Genomic DNA, 18,421 nt, shown 5'->3' on the forward strand with positions numbered 1-18,421 from the left:
TCAGCCGACGAACGCTCGGACGGCGGCCTTCAACTCGATCAGCCCCTGTTTGGCGTCGGCGAAGAACATCCCGGTCCGCGAGTCGGTGTAGAGCTCGTTGTCGATCCCCGCGTAGCCGTGCCCCATGGACCGCTTGATGACCACGACGCTCCTGGCCCGGTCCACATCCAGGATCGGCATGCCCGAGACCGCGTTGCCGGGGCGCCGGGCGGCCGGATTGGTCACGTCGTTGGCCCCCACCACCAGGGCGACGTCCGCCTGCGGGAACTCGGGGTTGACCTCGTCCATCTCCCTCAGCTGGGGATAGGGCACGTCCGCCTCCGCCAGCAGCACGTTCATATGGCCGGGCATCCGTCCGGCCACCGGATGGACGGCGTAGCTGACCTCCACCCCGTGCGCCTCCAACAGCTGGACCAGGTCGCCGAGTTCGTGCTGCGCCCGGGCCGCGGCCAGGCCGTAGCCGGGGACCACGATCACCTTGCGGGCGTAGGCGAGCTGGATCGCCACATCGTCCGCGGACAGCGGCCGCACCGGTGCCGCGCCGCCGGCACCGATCGCGAACTCGCCTCCGTCCGTGCCGAATCCGCCGATCAGGACGGCGGCGACGGACCGGTTCATGGCGTCCGCCATCAGCTTGGTGAGGATCGCCCCGGACGCGCCGACCAGCGCGCCGGCCACGATGAGGGCCGGCTCGCCGAGGACGAAACCCGCCATGGCGACCGCCGTCCCGGTGAAGGCATTGAGCAGCGAGATCACCACCGGCATGTCCGCGCCGCCGATCGGCAGCACCATGGCGACGCCGAAGAGCAGGGCGAGCGCCAGCAGTACCAGGGGTGCGGCTGTCTGAGCCGGCGTCAGGACCAGCCACACCGTTCCCGCCACGAAGGAGAGCGGCAGGATCACGGCGGCCGCCCGGGCCCCCGGGAAGACCAACGGCCGTCCCGGCACGGTGCCCTGCAGTTTGCCCGCGGCGACCAGCGAGCCGGCGAAGGTGACGCTGCCGATCACCACATCCAGGGCGCCCGGGACGGTGACCCGCGCCCCCAGCGCGGCCGGGTGGGCGCTGCCCAGCAGGTCCTGCAGCGTGATCAGCACCGCGGCCCCGCCGCCGACCGCGTTGAACAGGCTCACCAGCTGCGGCATGGCGGTCATCTCGACCGACCGCGCCGCGTACAGCCCGCAACCGGAACCGAATGCCCCGCCCAGGATCAGCACCAGCCAGCCGGTGCCGGTGACGGAGCCCCGGTCGAGCAGCAGCACGGCGGTGGCGACGACGGCCACGGCCATGGCGCCGGCCGAGAGCGCGTTCCCGCGCCGGGCCGAGCGGGGCGAGTTCATCAGGTGCAGACCGAGGACGAAGCAGGCCGCGGCAGCGAGCAGGACGTACCGGACGGCCGTCTCCACCGCGCTCACCGGGGGCCGTCCTTGCCCGTGCCGTCCGGTCGGGTGCGGAACATCCGCAGCATGCGGTCGGTGACGACGTACCCGCCGACCACGTTCATCGCGCCGAAGGCAGCCGCGACGAAGACCAGGACGTAGCCGAGGGGACCGTGTGCCTGCGCGGCGATCAGCATCGCGCCGATCACGACGATGCCGTGGATCGAGTTGGCCCCCGACATCAGCGGCGTGTGCAGGGTCGCCGGGACCTTGCTGATGACCTCGAAGCCGACGAGCACGGCGAGGACGAACACGGTGACGGCGGTGGACAGGTCGAGAGTCATCGGTTGCCTCCCAAGCGGGCTCGGCCGTCGTCGAGCAGCGCGACGACGGCCGGATGGACGACGGAGCCGGAGTGGGTCACCGTGACCGCGGCCTGGATCTCGTCCGCGAGGTCGACGGTCGGGATGCCGTCCCGGAGCAGGTGCGTCAACAGCGCACCGGTGTTGCGGGCGTAGGCCGTTGACGCGGCGGTGGCCATGGCGGAGGGCAGCCGTCCGGCTCCTATCACGGTGACGCCCTGCGCCGTGACGACGGTCGCGTCCGGCTCGGACCGTTCGACGTTCCCGCCGGACTCGCTCGCCGCCAGATCGACCACCACCGAACCGGGCCGCATCCGCTCCAGGGCGCGGGCGGTGACCAGCACCGGGGAACGCCCTCCGGGTACCCGAGCGGTGGTGATCACCACATCGGCGCGGGCCACGGCCTCCTCCAAAGCCCTCTGCTGGGCCAGTTGTTCAGCTTCGGCCAACGGCCTCGCATAGCCGTCGGCGCCGGTGCGCCCGGGGGTTGTCGCGAACGCGCGGGTCTCCAGAAACCGCGCCCCGAGCGACAGCACCTCCTCCCTGGACTCCGGACGCACGTCGTACCCGGTGACCACGGCGCCCATGCGCCGGGCGGTCGCGATGGCCTGCAGACCGGCCACGCCCGCGCCCAGGACCAGAACCGTCGCCGGCTTCGAGGTCCCGGCCGCGGTGGTCAGCATGGGGAAGAAGCGACGGAACGCATCGGCGGCCACCAGCACGGACTTGTACCCGGCGATATTGGCCTGAGAGGTCAGCGCGTCCATCGGCTGAGCCCGGCTGAGCGTGCGCGGCAACAGGTCCAGGCTCAGCGCGGTGACGCCCGTCTCGGCCCAGACCCCCGCCGCGACGGGGGTGCGGAGCACATCGAGCAGACCGATCAGCAGCGATCCGGGCCGCAGCGCGGTCGTGGTCCTGGCATCCGGCGGTCCCACGCACAGCAGGACCTGCGCCCGCTGCACCAGTTCACCGGCCGGCACCAACTCCGCCCCCGCAGCCACGTATTCGGCGTCCGCGAACCAGGCCCCCGCTCCCGCACCCGGCTCGACCAGCACCCGCACGCCGCCAGGAGCAAGCCGCCCGACCGCCTCCGGCACCAGGGCCACCCTGCGCTCCCCAACCGCCCGCTCCCGCAGCACCCCGACGGTGACGCTTCCCATCCTCGGTGTCCCTTCGCCGGAGCGTGCGCGCGCTGTCTCCTGCCTCCAATCTCCAACCCAACGGGCCGTCAGAGAAGGGCCCGGCGTGGTCCGTTGTTGGCGGCAGCTGTGGGTGGCTTACATGGCGCCACCGTTGCCGCCCTCCGCCGTCCGTGGCTTGTTGCTGTTGCTCGCTCCGCTCGCGGGCCAACAGCAGCGGGGGAGCCAGGTCGGGGCCGGGCGCCGTTCCCGGGCCCGCGTGGTGGGTGGGGGCGCAGAAACGGTTCTGCGGGCGGGGTTCGGGCGAACCGGGGTCACTTTTGGTACGCCGGGGCATTTTTGGTACGCCAGGATCGGTGCAAATAGGGCATTACGGCATGATCAAGTGACACCTTGTCCCGAAAGTGACCCGGGTTTGCCCTCGGGCCGGGCTTTTCGGGTCACTGCCCATACGTTTGGGTCACTCCCTCGACGCCAAAACCGGACATAGCGGGCGGGATCCGTCGGACGAGTGACCCGAATGTATAGGCAGTGACCCGAAAACCACTCCAGCCATGGAGGGAACGTTTCTGCAGCTCGGCCCCGCCACCAACCGCCCCGCCGCCCGGCAACGGCGGGCCGCCCGCACCTCTCCCTGTCCTTGTCGCCGCGAGCGAAGCGAGCAACAGCAACAAGCCACGGATGGGGGCGGGCGGCAACGGTGGCGCCATGTAAGCCACCTGCAGCTGCCGCCAACCGGCGGTGTCGCCCCGCCTCCCCGCCGCCCCGGCCCCCCTCCCTTACCTGGAAATGTCGCCGCAATTGCTGGCTTGTAAAACTCTGAATACCAGTCCTCCACACGGCCTCCTGATGCTATCTACTGTTTCCTGCGGTCGTTGAAGGGCTGCCGACCCGGGGGGTGGGGAATGATCAGTTCTATTGTCATGTTCCTGCATTCTTGCGGCCTGTTCGCGTCCGGCGACCCGGGGAAGGGTCCGAACATCCAGCCGTGTGCGATCTGGCGCGAGGGCTGGGGGCGGCGCGGCGTCGAAGTGGCAAAGACTTTATAAATTCGTATGCGATTTGGTTATCATGAGCATGTCAACTGCCACGGAAGCAAGCCCTTCCCCGCCTCCTGGATCTCCCTCAGTTCCGAACGGATGAGAAAGGTCCCATCATGTCGTTCTCCGACCTGCCGATTTCCATCGATCCACCGTTCACCGTGCTCATCCCGACCTTCAACGAGCAGGAGAACATCCCCGAGCTGCTCCGCCGGCTCGTCGAGGCGCTCCCCGTCGACGGCCGATCGCCCGCGCCGCAGTTGCTCTTCGTCGACGACAGCACCGACCGCACACCGGACCTCCTCCGCGAGGCCGCGGCCGCGGCCGGTTGCCCGCTGTCGATCACGGTGCTGCACCGGGATGTTCCCGAGGGCGGCCTCGGGGGCGCGGTCGTCGCCGGAATGCGGCAGGCCGTCGGCGAATGGGTGGTGGTCATGGACGCCGACCTCCAGCATCCGCCCGCGCTGCTCCCCGAACTCGTCGAGGCCGGCCGCAGGCAGCAGGCCGACCTGGTGGTCGCCAGCCGCTATGCGGTCGGAGGCAGCAGGGACGGCCTGGCGGGCGGTTACCGGACGGCGGTCTCCGGCGCGTCCACGCTGCTCACCAAGGGCCTCTTCGCACGGGAACTGCGCGGTGTCAGCGACCCGATGAGCGGGTTCTTCGCGATCCGGCGGTCCGCGGTGAACCCCTCCGAGCTGCGCCCGCTCGGCTACAAGATCCTGCTGGAGCTCGCGGTGCGCTCCCGTATCCGCAAGGTTGCCGAGGTGCCTTACACCTTCGGGGAGCGCTACGCCGGCACGTCCAAGTCCACAGTCAGGGAGGGGATGCGGTTCCTCCGCCATCTGCTGACCCTGCGTCTGTCCACGCCGGCCGGACGCGCCCTGGCCTTCGGCCTGATCGGGCTGTCCGGCGTCCTGCCCAACCTCGGGTTACTGCATCTGCTGGTCCGCGCCGGAATGCACTATCTCCCGGCCGAGGTGGTCGCCAACCAGGGCGCCCTGCTCTGGAATCTGACGCTGCTGGAGTCCACCCTCTTCCGCGACCGGAGGCACCGTCACTGGGCCAGTCGCATCGGTCGGTTCTGGCTGCTCGGCAACGCCGACCTGCTGCTGCGCATCCCTCTGCTGGCCCTGCTGGTCAGCGGTCTCGGCATGCAGGTGATCGCGGCGACGGCGCTCACCCTGATCGCCTCCTTCGCGGTGCGATTCCTGGTCGCCGAGCGAATGATCTACGTCCCGCGCCGCGCCGCGCCCAGCTCCGTGGTGGCCGGGATCGGCGCCCAGCCCGTCCCCGTGCCCGCCGCCTCCGTCGAGTGAGAGGTCGAGTGAGCGGGATCGCCACCTTCTGATGATCCCGCGATCCTGCGGAAAGTCCGAGAACGTGCACATCTGTCCCTCCGGCTCGCTATCTTGCTGCCAGCGATGATGCGAACGGCCAGGGCCGTGTCCCATCGCCAGCGACCCAGGGGGGTTCCACAGCATGCCCAGTCCCAGTTCGATGACCCGCGCCAAGAGACGTCTGACGTCCGCCGCGCTCAGCTTTGCACTTACGGCGCTCAGTCTTCTCGCCGCGAGCGCGCCTGTCGCGCACGCCGATGTGACCACCATCTCCCAGGACACCTACCGCACCGGCTGGGACAAGAACGAGCCGGGACTCGCGCCCGCACAGGTCACCTCGTCGGATTTCGGCCAGCAGTTCTCGACGGCCGTCGACGGCCAGGTCTATGCGACGCCCGTCGTCGTGGGCAGCACCGTGGTCGTGGCGACGGAGACCAACCACGTCTACGGGGTCGACCCGGCGACCGGTGCCGTCAAGTGGACCGATGCCTACGGCGCCCCCTGGCCCGCGTCCGGGGTGACCACCCCCGGTGCGACCTGGTCCTGCGGTGACCTCGCCCCGTACATCGGGATCACCTCCACTCCGGTCTACGACCAGGCCTCCGGCTATGTGTACCTGACCTCCAAGGAGGACGGCGGCACCTACCACCAGGCCCCGGTCTGGAAGATGCACGCGATCGACCCGGCGACCGGGGCCGAGAAGGCCGGCTTCCCGGTCGTCATCGGCGGTTCGCCGTCCAATGACTCCTCGTCGGTCTTCAACCCGGTGGACCAGGGCCAGCGGCCGGGCCTGCTCCTGCTGAACGGCGTGGTGTACGCCGGCTTCGGCTCGGTCTGCGACCACGGCAACTGGCGCGGCTACGTCGCCGGCGTCTCCACCGCGGGCGTGCAGACCGCGCTGTGGGTCGACGAGACCGGTACGGCGAACAAGGGCGGCGGCATCTGGGCGTCCGGCGGCGGCCTGGTCGCCGACAGTTCCGGCCACATCGAGTTCTCCACCGGCAACGGCGTCTCCCCGCCCGTCGGCGCCGGCACCTCGCCGCCCGCCAGCATGTCGGAGTCGGTGATCAGCCTCGCGGTCGGATCGAACGGCTCGCTGTCCGCCACGGACTTCTTCAGCCCCTCCGACGCGGCGACCCTCGACCAGAACGACCGCGACCTGGGCTCCGGCGGTGTGATGGCGATACCCGACGCGTACGGCACCACGTCGGTGCCGCACCTCGCCGTCACCGAGGGCAAGGACGGCCGGATCTTCCTGCTCAACCGCGACAACCTCGGCGGCCACTCCCAGGGCACCGGCGGCACCGACGCCATCGTCCAGACGCTCGGCCCGTACCAGGGCTGCTACTGCCACCCGGCCTTCTGGGGCGGCGGTACCGGCTATGTCTACTACTCCGGCAACGGCGGTCCGCTGCAGGCGTTCAAGCTCGGCGCCGACGGCTCCGGGAACCCCGCGCTGGCACTCGTCGGGCAGGGCACCGTCAACTTCGGCTACCTCGCCGAGGGCTCTCCTGTGGTCACCTCCACCGGTACCACCGCAGGGAGCGCCGTCGTCTGGGTGGAGCGCTCGGCCGACATGTACGGGAACAGCGGAACGCTGTACGCCTACAACGGCACGCCCAACGCCGACGGCTCGCTGACGCTGCTGTGGTCCGGGCCGATCGGCGTCTCCTCCAAGTTCGTCACTCCGGCGACCGACAACGGCCGCGTCTACATCGGAACCCGGGACGGCCATCTGCTCGCCTTCGGGCGACCGGCCGCCTCCGTGCTCACCGGTTCCCCCGTCGACCTCGGCAAGGTGAACGTCGGCGCCCAGGCCACCGGGACGCTCACGGTGACCGCGACCAAGGCGCTGAACGTCACCGGCATCAGCACGGCCGCGCCGTTCGCCGTCACCGCACCGGCGCTGCCGCACGCGATGGCGGCGGGCGACACCCTGGCGATCCCCGTCAGCTACTCGCCCACCGCCGCAGGTGCGTCCAGCGGCATCGTCACCATCACCACCGACGTCGGCACCATCGGGTTCTCCCTCTCGGGTACCGGTCTGAAGGCCGGGTTCTCCACCGCGCCGAGCACCGTGACCATCACCAACCAGCCCACCAGCGTGCCGGTCTCGACCAGCGTCCAGTTCACCAACACCGGCACCGGCAGCGAGACCATCAGCGCGAACAGCACGCTCACCGCGCCCTGGAGCGTCACCGGCGCGCCCGCCGTGGGCACCGTGGTCGCCGCCGGCGGCTCCTTCATCGAGAACGTCACCTACAGCCCGACCGTGGCGGGTTCGAGTGCGGAGACGCTCTCGGTCACCTCCACCTCGGGCACCTTCTCCGTCCCGCTCAGTGGTACGGCGGTCACCGGTCAGGGCCATCTGACGATCAGTCCGACCAGCCTCGCCTTCGGCTCGGTCCCGGTCGGGACCACCTCGGCGCCGCTGAGCTTCACCGTGACCAATGACGGCAACATCCCGGTGACGCTCAACAAGGCCAAGGCTCCGGTCGGCGTCTTCAGCTCCACCAACGCCATCCCCGAGGGCCAGGTCCTCGGCCCGGGCCAGTCGGTGGCCGTCCCGGTGGTGTTCACGCCGGCGACCGCAGGCGCGGCCTCGGACAGCTACGAGATCACCGGCAACACCGGACAGGGCGACATGTACGTCCAGCTGACCGGCTCCGGAGTCACCAGCCTTCCCGCGCCCCCGACCGGCTGGACGGCCAACGGCTCCGCCACTCTGGCCAGCGGCTCCATCCAGCTCACTCCCGCGACCGCGTCGCAGACCGGGTCCGCCTTCTACGGCACCGCAGTGGCCACCGACGGCCTGACTGCCAGCTTCACCGCCCAGCAGAACGGCGGCACCGGCGGTGACGGCATGACCTTCGCCCTGGTCGATTCGACCAAGGGCACCGCAGCCGGCACCGGGGTCAACGGCGGCGGCATGGGCTTCTCCGGGCTGCCGGGACTCGCGGTCGTGCTCTCCAGCAGTTGGAACGGGCAGACCGGGATGGGCAACTTCGTCGGCATCGCCGCAGGCCCCAATACCGGGAAGGACAACCTGACCTACCTCGCCTACGCGGCCGTGCCGACCTCCTTGCGAACCGGTACCCACCCGGTGACGGTCACCGTCGCCGGCGGGCACGTCAAGGTGACCGTCGACGGGACCCAACTGCTCGACTACGTCCCGGCCGCCGGGGTGATCCCGTCCAACGCGTACGTCGGCTTCACCGGCTCGACCGGCGCGAGCACCGACGTCCACGCGGTCAGCGGGATCACCATCACCCCGCCGGCTGCCAAGACCGGTCCGCAGCCGCTCACGCCGACGCCGAGCGTCGTCGCCTTCGGTTCGCAGACCCTCGGCACCACCGGCTCCCAGTCGGTGACGCTGGTCAATGACGGCACCGCCGTCGAGACCGTCTCGGCCGTCACGGCACCGACCGCGCCGTTCGGCGCGACCCTTCCCGCCGTCGGGACCACGGTCGCCGTCGGAGCGAGCGTCACCGTTCCGGTGACCTTCGCACCGACGCTGGCGGGCGCCCAGAACAGCAGCTTCGCCGTCACCACCACCAGCGGCACGGTCACGGTCTCGCTGACCGGTACCGGCCAGCCGGTGACGACCGGCGGCACGCTGCCCGGCTTCACCGACTCCACCTGGCACCTCAACGGTGTCGCGGCCGACAACGCCGGGGTGGTCGCGCTGACCACCGACGGTATGAAGTCCGCGAAGGGCTCGATCGTCAACAGCAAGGCCGTGTCACCGATCGGGCTGCATGCCAGCTTCACCGAGCAGATCAGCGGCACGAGCACCGCGCAGGGCGACGGTCTGACGCTCTCGCTGCTGGACGCGTCCAGCAGCACCACGAGCGCGCTGGGCCACAACGGCAGCGGGCTGGGCGCCACCGGCCTGAACGCCGTCGTCACCGGGCTGTGCGTGTTCTCCAACTTCGGGTCCGGCAGCGCACCCGTGGTCGGAGTCGCCACTGCCAGTGCGAGCACCACCACGTTCAGCACCCTGGGCTACACCACGTCGGTTCCGGCCCTGCAGGGGGCCACGCACCTGGTCGACATCACCGTCACCGCGGCGAGCCACCTCGTGGTGAAGATCGACGGGAGCCAGGTACTGGACGTCGCGGTGACCCTGCCGAGTAAGGTCCTGGTCGCCTTCACGGCCGGGACCGGGGCGTCGACCGACACCTTCGCGGTCTCCGCGCCAACGATCAGCTACACCTCCTGACCGTCCGGTCCCGAGAATGCCTTGACGTATCACCGACAATTCACGAGTAACATACGGAGATCCTTTGTCCGGAATGCATCTACCGGGCAAAGGATTCGTATGGACCGTGGGTCGGCGACGTTAAGTGCTGGTCAACAGCCCATGTCTTTCCCCCGGATCCCGGTGCGGACAGAAAGAATGATTTTCTGACCGCGGCCCAATTCCGGGCGCTTCAGGGGGGAAGTTCCATGGTTTCCATAGTCATCGTGCTGTGCTCGACGGCGCTGTTCGGAGTGGCTGTCTCCACCTTGTGGTGGATGCTCCACGCATGGCGCACGCCCGAGACGCTCGCGTCCACCCGCTTCACCGACCCGGACGGCGCCGGAGCGCTGTCCTTCTCCTTACTGGTCCCTGCCCGCCACGAGCAGGAAGTCCTCGAACGCACCGTGCTCCGCCTGCTGGAGTCCAGCCACCGCGACTACGAGGTGATCGTCATCGTCGGCCACGACGACCCCGACACCGCCGAGGTCGCGCACCGACTGGCCGCCGCCCATCCCGGGCTCGTCTCCGTCGTCACCGACACCCACGAGAAGAAGAACAAGCCCAAGGCCCTCAACTCCGCACTGCCGTACTGCCGGGGCGAGGTGGTGGGCGTCTTCGACGCCGAGGACCAGGTCCACCCCGAGCTGCTCGCCCACGTCGACCACGCCTTCAGGGACACCGAGGCGGACGTCGTCCAGGGCGGCGTCCAGCTGATCAACTTCCACTCCAGTTGGTACAGCCTGCGCAACTGCCTGGAGTACTTCTTCTGGTTCCGCAGCCGGCTGCACCTGCACGCGGAGAAGGGCTTCATCCCGCTCGGCGGCAACACCGTGTTCGTCCGCACCCCGCTGCTGCGCGCGAACGACGGCTGGGACCCCAACTGCCTGGCCGAGGACTGCGACCTGGGCGTCCGGCTGTCAAGCCAGGGCGCCAGGGTCGTCGTCGCCTACGACTCGCAGATGGTGACCCGGGAGGAGACCCCCGGCTCCATCACCGCGCTGCTGAAGCAGCGCACCCGGTGGAACCAGGGTTTCCTGCAGGTCTACCGCAAGAAGGACTGGAAGCGGCTGCCCAACCTGCGGCAGCGGATGCTGGCCCGCTACACCCTGGTCACCCCGTTCATGCAGGCACTCTCGGGCGTCATGATCGTCATCGGGATCGGGGCCGCCCTCTTCGCCCATGTGTCGATCGTGGTGGCGCTGATCTCCTTCAGCCCGGTGATCCCGATGACCGCCACTGCCGCCTTCGAGGCAGTCGGTCTGCACGACTTCGGACAGCAGTACGGCCTGCCGGTGAAGTTCCCCGACTACGTGAAGCTGATCGTCGGCAGTCCTTTCTACCAGCTCATCCTCACCGCCGCAGCGCTGCGCGCGGTGTGGCGGGAGTTCCGCGGCGAGAGCGACTGGGAGCTCACCCAGCACGTCGGCGCCCACCTGATCGAGGCCGAGACCGTGTCCTGAGGGTGAGTCACACACAGGTTTTCGCCGACAGTCGGGTTCCGTAGATGCGCATGTCTTCGCCAGTGCTCCGGCGCCGGCCAGGAGGGGGATGGACACGGTGACGGTTGTCATCCAGGAACGAGCAGAACAAGAACCGGAGGAGCTGGGCGAGCTCCCCGAACCGCCACAGCCGGGGAGGACGGCCCGATTCGTCGCCGGGCACAAGGACGCGGTACTGGTCGCCCTGCTGGTCGTGCTCGTCGTGACGGTCCAGGCCGTCAACATCGGCAACTTCCCGACCGTCAGCGACGACGAGGGCACCTACCTCGCCCAGGCGTGGGCGGTCCAGCACGGCCTCGGGCTGGCGCACTACAGCTACTGGTACGACCATCCGCCGCTGGGCTGGATCCAGATCGCGATGCTCTCCTGGATCCCGGCCCTGTTCGACCACGGCACCCGGGTCGTGGAACAGGCGCGGGTCATCATGCTGCCGGTCACGGCCGTCGCCGTCGCACTGGTGTACCTGGTGGCCCGCCGGATCGACCTGCCTCGCTGGGCAGCGGTGCTGGCGACGATCGTCTTCGGGCTCTCACCCCTGTCGGTCACCGAGCAGCGCGAGATCTACCTGGACAACTTCGCGGTGGTCTGGATGCTCGCGGCCTTCGCGCTGGCGCTGTCCCCGCGCAGGCACCTGTGGCACCACATAGCGGCGGGCTTCTGCGCGGCGATCGCGGTGCTGTCCAAGGAGACGATGATCATCGTTGCTCCGGCCCTGATCCTCGCCGTCTGGCGGGGGAGCGACCGGGTCACCCGCAAGTTCTCGCTGGTCGGCTTTCTCGCCGCGTTCTCGCTGATCGGCGTGCAGTACGTGCTGTACGCACTGCTCAAGGGCGAGTTCTTCCCGGGTCCGCACCACAACTCGCTGATCGGCGCGCTGCAGTTCCAGCTCTCCCGAAGCGGTTCCGGCCAGATCCTGCAGTCCGGTTCGGTGACCAACATGACCCTGCACTGGTGGCTGGTCAACGACGCGATCATCGTCTGCGCCGGCGCCGCCGCGTGCCTGCTGGCGCTGGCCCTGCGCCGGATGCGGGAGATCGCGGTCGCCGGGACACTGCTGGTCCTGGTCGCCGCCCGCCCCGGTGGCTACCTGCCCGCCATGTACATCATCCAGGCGCTGCCCTTCTTCGCGCTCGCCATCGCCGGCGTCGTCGACGCCGCCGTCCGACGGATACTCAGGGCTCCGAAGGCCGACGGAGGCCGGAGCGGACGGCCCCGGCTGCCCGCCGTTCCCTTCGCCCGTCCGGTCACCAGCCGGCTGGCCCCTTGGTTCGGCGGACGCAACCTGGTGGCCCTGCTCGCGGTACTCCTCGTCGGCCTGGTCGCGCCGCACTGGGAGACCGGTGACGAGACCGCCGACACGGCGTACTCCAACAACGAGTACGGCGCGGCGTCCGCCTGGATCCGCACCCACATCAAGGACCCGGCGCACACCCGCATCGTCGTCGACGACGCGCTCTGGCCCGACATGGTCGACGACGGCTTCCAGCCCGGCCTCGGCGCGATCTGGTTCTACAAGGTCGACCTCGACCCGGCGGTCACCAGCACCCTGCCGCACGGCTGGCGCGACCTCGACTACGTCGTCTCCACCTCGATCATTCGCCAGGACCCCAACGGCCTGCCCACCGTCCGTGACGCGATCAAGAACTCCACCGTCGTCGCGAGCTTCGGCTACGGCACCCAGCAGATCCAGATCCTGAAGGTCAATCACACCCTCAACGCCACCGGGGGCGCACAGTGACCACCGCAGTCGAGACCCCGCACGTCCCGGCGGAGGCCCCGGCCCGCGCCGCCCGGCTGCAGCTGATCCTCGTCGACCGCCTGCCGCTGATGCTGATCCTGCTGCTGCAGGCGTTCCTCGCCTACCGGCTCAGCAACACCGCCTTCGAGGACGAGGCGCTGTACGTCTACGCGGGCCACCGCGAACTGGCCTTCCTGCAGCACGGAACGCCGACGTACGACACCTACGCCAGCTACTTCTCCGGCGCTCCCTTCCTGTACCCCGTGGCGGCCGCCGTCATCGACACCGGCCTCGGACTTGAGGGCGTCCGCGCGTTCAGTCTGCTCGCGATGCTCGGCGCGACCACATGCGTCTGGATGACCGCGCGTCGCCTCTACGACAAGCAGGCGGCCGCCGTCGGCGCCGCACTGTTCGCCGTCGCCGCGCCGACCCTCTTCCTGAGCAGGCTGGCCACCTTCGACGCCCCCGCGCTGTTCCTGCTGGCCCTGGCGCTCTGGATCGTCGTCAGGACGGCCGGGGGTCCGGTGTTCCTGGTGCTGCTGGCCGCCCCGCCACTGGTCCTCGCCGCCGGAGTCAAGTACGCGTCCACGCTGTACATACCGACCGTCATCGTCGTGGCGGTGCTGGCCGTCCCCGCCGCAGCCGCGGTCAGGGGCCGACCGTGGCTGCGCGGCGCGATCCGCGGGCCGCTCCTCGCCGTCGCGGTGGCAGGCCTCATCGCGGCCTGGCTCTACGCCGCCGGTCCTGGCCTGCGTGCCGGACTCTCGCAGACCACGGTCAACCGGACCGCCGGCACCGAGCCGCTGACCAACATCCTGCGGCTGTCCGCCGTCTGGGGCGGCTGGGTGTTCGTGCTCGCGGTCGTCGGGGTCGTCTACACCGCCCTGCGCCGCAGCCCGCAGGCCCGGCGCCCGGCGCCGGCGCTGCTCGCCGCGGCGCTGACCGGCACGGCACTGCTGGCCACGGTCTACCAGGCGCACCTGGGCACGTCCGTGTCGCTGCACAAGCATGTCGGCTTCGGGCTGGTGTTCGCCGCCCCGGTCGCCGGTGCCGGTCTCGCGGGCCTCGCCCGCCTCGACCGGCCGCGTACGGCGGCGGCCGGGGCCATCCCCGGACTTGCGATCGGCGTCTGTGCGCTGCTCGCCTTCTACGCCGACCACGCGGTCGGGCCGATGTACGGGGGCTGGCCGAACTCGTCCCGCATGGTCGCGGCCATCCGTCCGCTGGTGCAGGAGGGTCACCAGCACTACCTCGTCGAGGAGAACGAGGTCCCGCGCTACTACCTGCGCCATCAGACCCAGCCGTACGAGTGGCTGACCACGTACTTCTTCCAGTACACGGACGGGACGGGGCAGTCGCTGACCGGGCTGCCCGCCTACCGGGCCGCGATCAACGACCGCTACTTCGACCTCGTCGTGCTGGACTTCGGCCCCACCGCCCCGCTGGACGCACAGCTCACCACGGCACTGAAGGGTTCGGGCGGCCGCTACCACCTGGTCGAGAAGGTACCCGGGGCCACCAGCTCGGGTACCCACTACTACTACATCTGGCAGCGTTCCTGATCGCATCCGACAGGCGGCGGGATGCGGTGACAGCGGCTCAGATGTGCACGGCCGGGCCGGAGTCGCCGGTGCCGCGCCGCGTCAGCAGGCCGAAGCCGGCGGCCAGCAGGGCGACCACGGCGGCGACCGTGAAGGCCAGGGACATGCCGCTGAGGAAGGAGTCGTGGGCGACCCGGGTGATGGCCTGGGCCGTCTGCGCGGGGGCGCCCTTGGCGATCGGGGCCGCGCCGACCTGCACGGCCTGCTTGAGCCCGGCGTAGTCCTGGGCCGAGACGGCGGGCAGCTTGGCGGCCGCCCACTTTCCGGGCAGCACGCTGTCCACCCTGGCGGCCATCACGGCCCCCAGAACGGCGGTCCCCAGGGTGCCGCCCACCTGCATGGCCGACTGCTGGAGGCCGCCGGCCACTCCGGCCAGCTCCACCGGGGCGTTGCCGACGATGATTTCGGTGGCACCCACGATCACCGGGCTGAGGCCGAGGCCCAGCATCACGAACCACAGCGACAGCAGTCCGGTGTTGGTTCCGGTGTGCAGGGCGGACATCCCGAACATGGCTGCGGCGGTGCACAGCATGCCGAAGACGATGGGGATGCGCGGGCCGATCCTGCCGATGACCACGCCGGCGATCGGCGAGCCGACGATCAGCATCGCGGTCATCGGCAGCAGGTGCACCCCGGCCGCGACCGGCGACATGCCGCGCACGTTCTGCAGGTAGAACGTGACGAAGAACAGCGCACCGAAGAAGCCGAACATCATCAGGATCATCAGCACGGTGCCCGCCGACAGCGACACCGAGCGGAACAGGCTGAGCGGCAGCAGCGGGTGCGACGACCTGGTCTGCCAGTAGGTGAAGGCCGCGGCGAGGAGCACCGCGCCGCCCAGGAAGCCGAGGGTCCGGGCGTCCCCCCAGCCCCAGGCGGGGGCCTTGATGATGCCGAAGACCAGCAGGAACATCGCCACCGAGAGCAGCGCGATGCCGGGGAGGTCGAAGGCCTGGCCGGTCTTCTGCGGCCGTGCGTCGCGCAGGATCCACAGGCCCAGACCCAGGGTGAGCAGGCCGACCGGGACGTTGACGAAGAAGACCGACTGCCAGCTGATGTGCTGGACCAGCAGCCCGCCCACGATCGGGCCGGCCGCGGTGGAGACGCCGATGGCGCCACCCCAGATGCCGATGGCCATGTTCAGCTTGTTCGGCGGGAAGGTCGCCCGCAGCAGGCCCAGCGCGGCGGGTTGCAGCAGCGCCCCGAACAGTCCCTGGAGCACCCGGAAGACGATCACCAGCCCGATGCTGCTGGAGAAGCCGATCGCCGCCGAGGCCGCCGCGAAGCCGACGGCGCCGACCAGGAAGGTGGTGCGGTGCCCGAACCGGTCGCCGATCTTCCCTGCGGTGATCAGGAAGACGGCGAGGGCCAGCAGGTAGCCGTTGGTCACCCACTGGATGCTGGCCAGGGAGGCGTGCAGATGGGTCTGGATGGCGGGGTTGGCGATGGCCACGATCGTGCCGTCCAGCGCGACCATCATCACGCCGACGGCGACGGTCATCAGCGTCAGCCAGGGGTGGCCACGCAGTCCCCTGCGGCCGTCGGGTATTGCGTCCGACCGGTCTTCGGTTGCTTCAACCACGCGCTCAGTCATGCTGCCTGACTTCCTTGGTCGGTGCCGTCTGCCGCCACAATATGTCAGCTACTGACACTTGGCAAAGTCTGACTTATGCGTGTTAATGACATGTGTCAGCGAGGTATAGTCCCAGCAGAAACCCGGTGGCAGTCAGGAGGTGGCATCCCTTGGTCCAGCAGGTTGCGGCCCCCGCCGACCGCGACGGCAGGCGCGCCCCCGGACTGCGCCAACGCAAGAAGCAGCGCACCCGCGACCAACTCCTGGACGCCGCCCAGCAGCTCTTTCTCCGCCAGGGCTACGCCCGCACCACGGTGGACGAGATCACCGCGGTCGTCGACGTCTCGCAGCGCACCTTCTTCCGCTACTTCGCCAACAAGGAGCAGGTGGCGCTCGCCCTGATGGCGGACGGCGCGGACGATTTCATCGACTACCTGCGGGCCCGGCCGAGCGACGAGAACCCGCTCCAGGCGATGCGCGCCGCGACCCGGGAGACCTGGGAGCGCGCCATCCCCGAGCAGGAGGGCGCCTACGCCAATGCCGCGCTGGAGATCTTCCAGCTGGTCGAGTGCACCCCGTCGCTGATGGCCGCCTACCTGCACCGGCTCGCCGAGCAGCAGCAGCTGATCGCCGAGGTGCTCGCCGAGCGCGAAGGGGTCGACCCGGCTGTCGACCTGCGGCCCAGGCTGCTGGCCGCGGTGTTCAGCGCGGTCGGAAGGACCGCCCAGCACCAGTGGGCCGCCGGTGCCGACGCCACCGTCGGCACGGGGCCGGAGGACTTCCTCCAGGTGCTGGAACGCCATCTCGACCAGCTCGGCCCCGCCCTCATCGCCGGCTGGCACTGACCCTTCTGGACCCTCCTGGACCCTCCGGCCGGCCGGGCCGCGCGCTACGCTGCCGGGGTGTTCTCTCCCCAGGGCCCGACGCTCCGCGAGCTCACCGTGCAGGCGCTCTCCTCCATCGAGCACGGGTACGACCTGCTGGCGCCGAGGTTCGACCGGACGCCCTTCCGTACCCCCGAGCGGGTGCTCGACGCGGTGGCCGAGGCCCTGGAGCCGCTCGGGCCGTTCGGCAGCGGGGTCGACCTCTGCTGCGGCACCGGCGCGGGCTCGGGAGTGCTGCGGGAGCTGTGCGAGAAGCGGGTGGTCGGGGTGGACTTCAGCGCCGGCATGCTGCAGGTCGCGCGGGCGGCCGAGCCGAGCGTGGACTGGGTCCGGGCGGATGTCCGCCGGCTGCCCTTCACGCCGGAGTTCGACCTAGCGGTGAGCTTCGGCGCCTTCGGCCACTTCCTGCCCCGGGAGCGCCCGGTGCTCTTCGCGCAGGTGCACGGGGCGCTCCGGCCCGGCGGGCTGTTCGCCTTCCCGATCGCCGCTCCCGCGCCGGTAGGCTCGCCGCTGTACTGGGCGATGTGGGGCTTCGACGCGGCGATGCGGGTCCGCAACGCGCTGCTGCGCCCGACCTTCGTGATGTACTACCGGACCTTCCAACTCGCGGTCGTACGAGCCGAGCTGGAGCAGGCCGGCTTCGCCGTCTCGACGGTGCCGCTGACCGCGCTCGGTGAGCTGCCCGGCGGCGGGCCGCGCTGCCGGATGGTGCTGGCCCGCCGTCCGGCCTGAGCCGGGGGCTGCTGAGCCCGGGGCTGCTGAGTCAGGGGGCTGCGCGCTCAGCCGCCCAGGCGCTCGAAGGGGATCTTCTCGCCGGCCTCGATCGGCACCGGCAGCCGGTTCTCGGTCGGCGGCAGCGGGCAGGTCGCCAGATCGGTGTAGGCGCAGGGCAGGTTGGTCGCGCGGTTGAAGTCGATCAGTACCGCGCCCTCGGCGTCCGGCGCCGGCACCGAGAGCGAGCGGTTGGCCGCGTAGGTGGTCACGCCCGAGGTGGCGTCGGTGAACAGGATGTGGAGGCTGCCGGGCTCCCGTCCGTTGAACGCGGTCAGCCGGTGCGTCGTCCATTCGAGCTCGAACTCGACCTGTCCCGGGGCGTCGTACACATGCTGGAGGCCCTCGACCGCTGCGCCCACGGTCACCGGACGCGGCTGCTCGAACGGCAGGTAGCGGCCGGTCAGCACCCAGCGCGGGTCCGGCTGGTACGCGGGAGTGATGGTGTAGCCGACCCTGAGCGCGTTCTCGGGGTGGCGGGGGCGCAGGATGTCGTGCCCGCCGCGCCTGGCGACCTCGATCACCGCGTCACCGGTCCCGAGGTAGAGGCTGTCCCGCTCGGCGATCACCCCGAAGCTGTGCCGCCCGACGACCGGAACGCCGTCGACGGTGAGCTCCTCGCCCTCGGCCAGGTCCACGACCACCCCGTCGGCGGTGGTCGACCATGCGCCCGGAGCGTCCTCGAAGCGGGTGGGCCGCTCGTCCAGCCAGTGCAGGCTGGTGATGGCGAGGAACCCGTGCGGGTCGGCCAGCACCCGCTCATGCGCCCGGTGCCACTGCTCCCACTGCTCGACGAAGCTTTCCCGGTCGATCTCCTGAATCGTCATACCTCGATCCTGAGCGCGGTTTGTGAACGG

12 protein-coding genes are annotated in these 18,421 nt (G+C 70.2%); 7 read left to right on the forward strand and 5 right to left on the reverse strand.

The genetic code is table 11. From position 1 onward, the window contains the following. The 3 genes from ABH941_RS25985 to ABH941_RS25995 are packed head-to-tail and all read right to left on the reverse strand — an operon-like array spanning position 1 to position 2,899. On the reverse strand, positions 1 to 1,413 hold the full coding sequence (locus ABH941_RS25985) for an NAD(P)(+) transhydrogenase (Re/Si-specific) subunit beta (protein WP_370131918.1): 1,413 nt from the start codon (positions 1,411 to 1,413) through the stop codon (positions 1 to 3). Next, on the reverse strand, positions 1,410 to 1,721 hold the full coding sequence (locus tag ABH941_RS25990; protein WP_370131919.1) for an NAD(P) transhydrogenase subunit alpha: 312 nt from the start codon (positions 1,719 to 1,721) through the stop codon (positions 1,410 to 1,412). The genes ABH941_RS25985 and ABH941_RS25990 overlap by 4 nt, the downstream gene beginning before the upstream one ends. Next, on the reverse strand, positions 1,718 to 2,899 hold the full coding sequence (locus tag ABH941_RS25995; protein ID WP_370131920.1) for an NAD(P) transhydrogenase subunit alpha: 1,182 nt from the start codon (positions 2,897 to 2,899) through the stop codon (positions 1,718 to 1,720). The genes ABH941_RS25990 and ABH941_RS25995 overlap by 4 nt, the downstream gene beginning before the upstream one ends. Positions 2,900 to 4,034: 1,135 nt before the next feature. Here ABH941_RS25995 and ABH941_RS26000 point away from each other — a divergent pair. The 5 genes from ABH941_RS26000 to ABH941_RS26020 all read left to right on the forward strand — a co-directional run bounded on the left by ABH941_RS26000 (position 4,035) and on the right by ABH941_RS26020 (position 14,297). Further along, positions 4,035 to 5,234, forward strand: coding sequence for a glycosyltransferase (locus ABH941_RS26000; protein ID WP_370131921.1), 1,200 nt, complete (start codon positions 4,035 to 4,037; stop codon positions 5,232 to 5,234). A gap of 163 nt (positions 5,235 to 5,397) precedes the next feature. Beyond that, on the forward strand, positions 5,398 to 9,477 hold the full coding sequence (locus tag ABH941_RS26005; RefSeq protein ID WP_370131922.1) for a beta strand repeat-containing protein: 4,080 nt from the start codon (positions 5,398 to 5,400) through the stop codon (positions 9,475 to 9,477). 227 nt (positions 9,478 to 9,704) lie between these two features. Further along, positions 9,705 to 10,958, forward strand: a complete 1,254-nt coding sequence (locus ABH941_RS26010; RefSeq protein ID WP_370131923.1) for a glycosyltransferase — start codon at positions 9,705 to 9,707, stop codon at positions 10,956 to 10,958. A gap of 88 nt (positions 10,959 to 11,046) precedes the next feature. Further along, complete coding sequence (locus ABH941_RS26015; RefSeq protein ID WP_370131924.1) at positions 11,047 to 12,735, forward strand: ArnT family glycosyltransferase; 1,689 nt, start codon at positions 11,047 to 11,049, stop codon at positions 12,733 to 12,735. Continuing rightward, a complete protein-coding gene (locus tag ABH941_RS26020) occupies positions 12,732 to 14,297 on the forward strand; it encodes a glycosyltransferase family 39 protein (protein WP_370131925.1) in 1,566 nt (521 codons plus the stop codon). The genes ABH941_RS26015 and ABH941_RS26020 overlap by 4 nt, the downstream gene beginning before the upstream one ends. Before the next feature lie 37 nt (positions 14,298 to 14,334). On the opposite strand, the gene ABH941_RS26025 is transcribed toward ABH941_RS26020, so the two are convergent. Further along, positions 14,335 to 15,837: an MFS transporter gene (locus ABH941_RS26025; RefSeq protein ID WP_370132062.1), complete on the reverse strand. Its 1,503-nt coding sequence runs from the start codon at positions 15,835 to 15,837 to the stop codon at positions 14,335 to 14,337. Positions 15,838 to 16,079: 242 nt separating this feature from the next. On the opposite strand from ABH941_RS26025, the gene ABH941_RS26030 reads away from it, so the two are divergent. After that, positions 16,080 to 16,754 carry a TetR/AcrR family transcriptional regulator gene (locus tag ABH941_RS26030; RefSeq protein ID WP_370131926.1) on the forward strand — a complete coding sequence of 225 codons (675 nt, stop codon included), beginning with the start codon at positions 16,080 to 16,082 and terminating at the stop codon, positions 16,752 to 16,754. Positions 16,755 to 16,811: 57 nt separating this feature from the next. Beyond that, positions 16,812 to 17,525 (forward strand): class I SAM-dependent methyltransferase, encoded by a 714-nt coding sequence (locus tag ABH941_RS26035; RefSeq protein ID WP_370131927.1) that lies wholly within the window; start codon positions 16,812 to 16,814, stop codon positions 17,523 to 17,525. A gap of 47 nt (positions 17,526 to 17,572) precedes the next feature. Here the strand turns inward: ABH941_RS26035 and ABH941_RS26040 are convergent, their stop codons facing one another. Beyond that, positions 17,573 to 18,391, reverse strand: coding sequence for a DUF1684 domain-containing protein (locus ABH941_RS26040; RefSeq protein WP_370131928.1), 819 nt, complete (start codon positions 18,389 to 18,391; stop codon positions 17,573 to 17,575). Positions 18,392 to 18,421: the final 30 nt, after the last annotated feature.

Origin of the sequence: Streptacidiphilus sp. EB103A (assembly GCF_041261405.1) — a bacterium.
In the GTDB taxonomy this organism is placed as follows: domain Bacteria; phylum Actinomycetota; class Actinomycetes; order Streptomycetales; family Streptomycetaceae; genus Streptacidiphilus.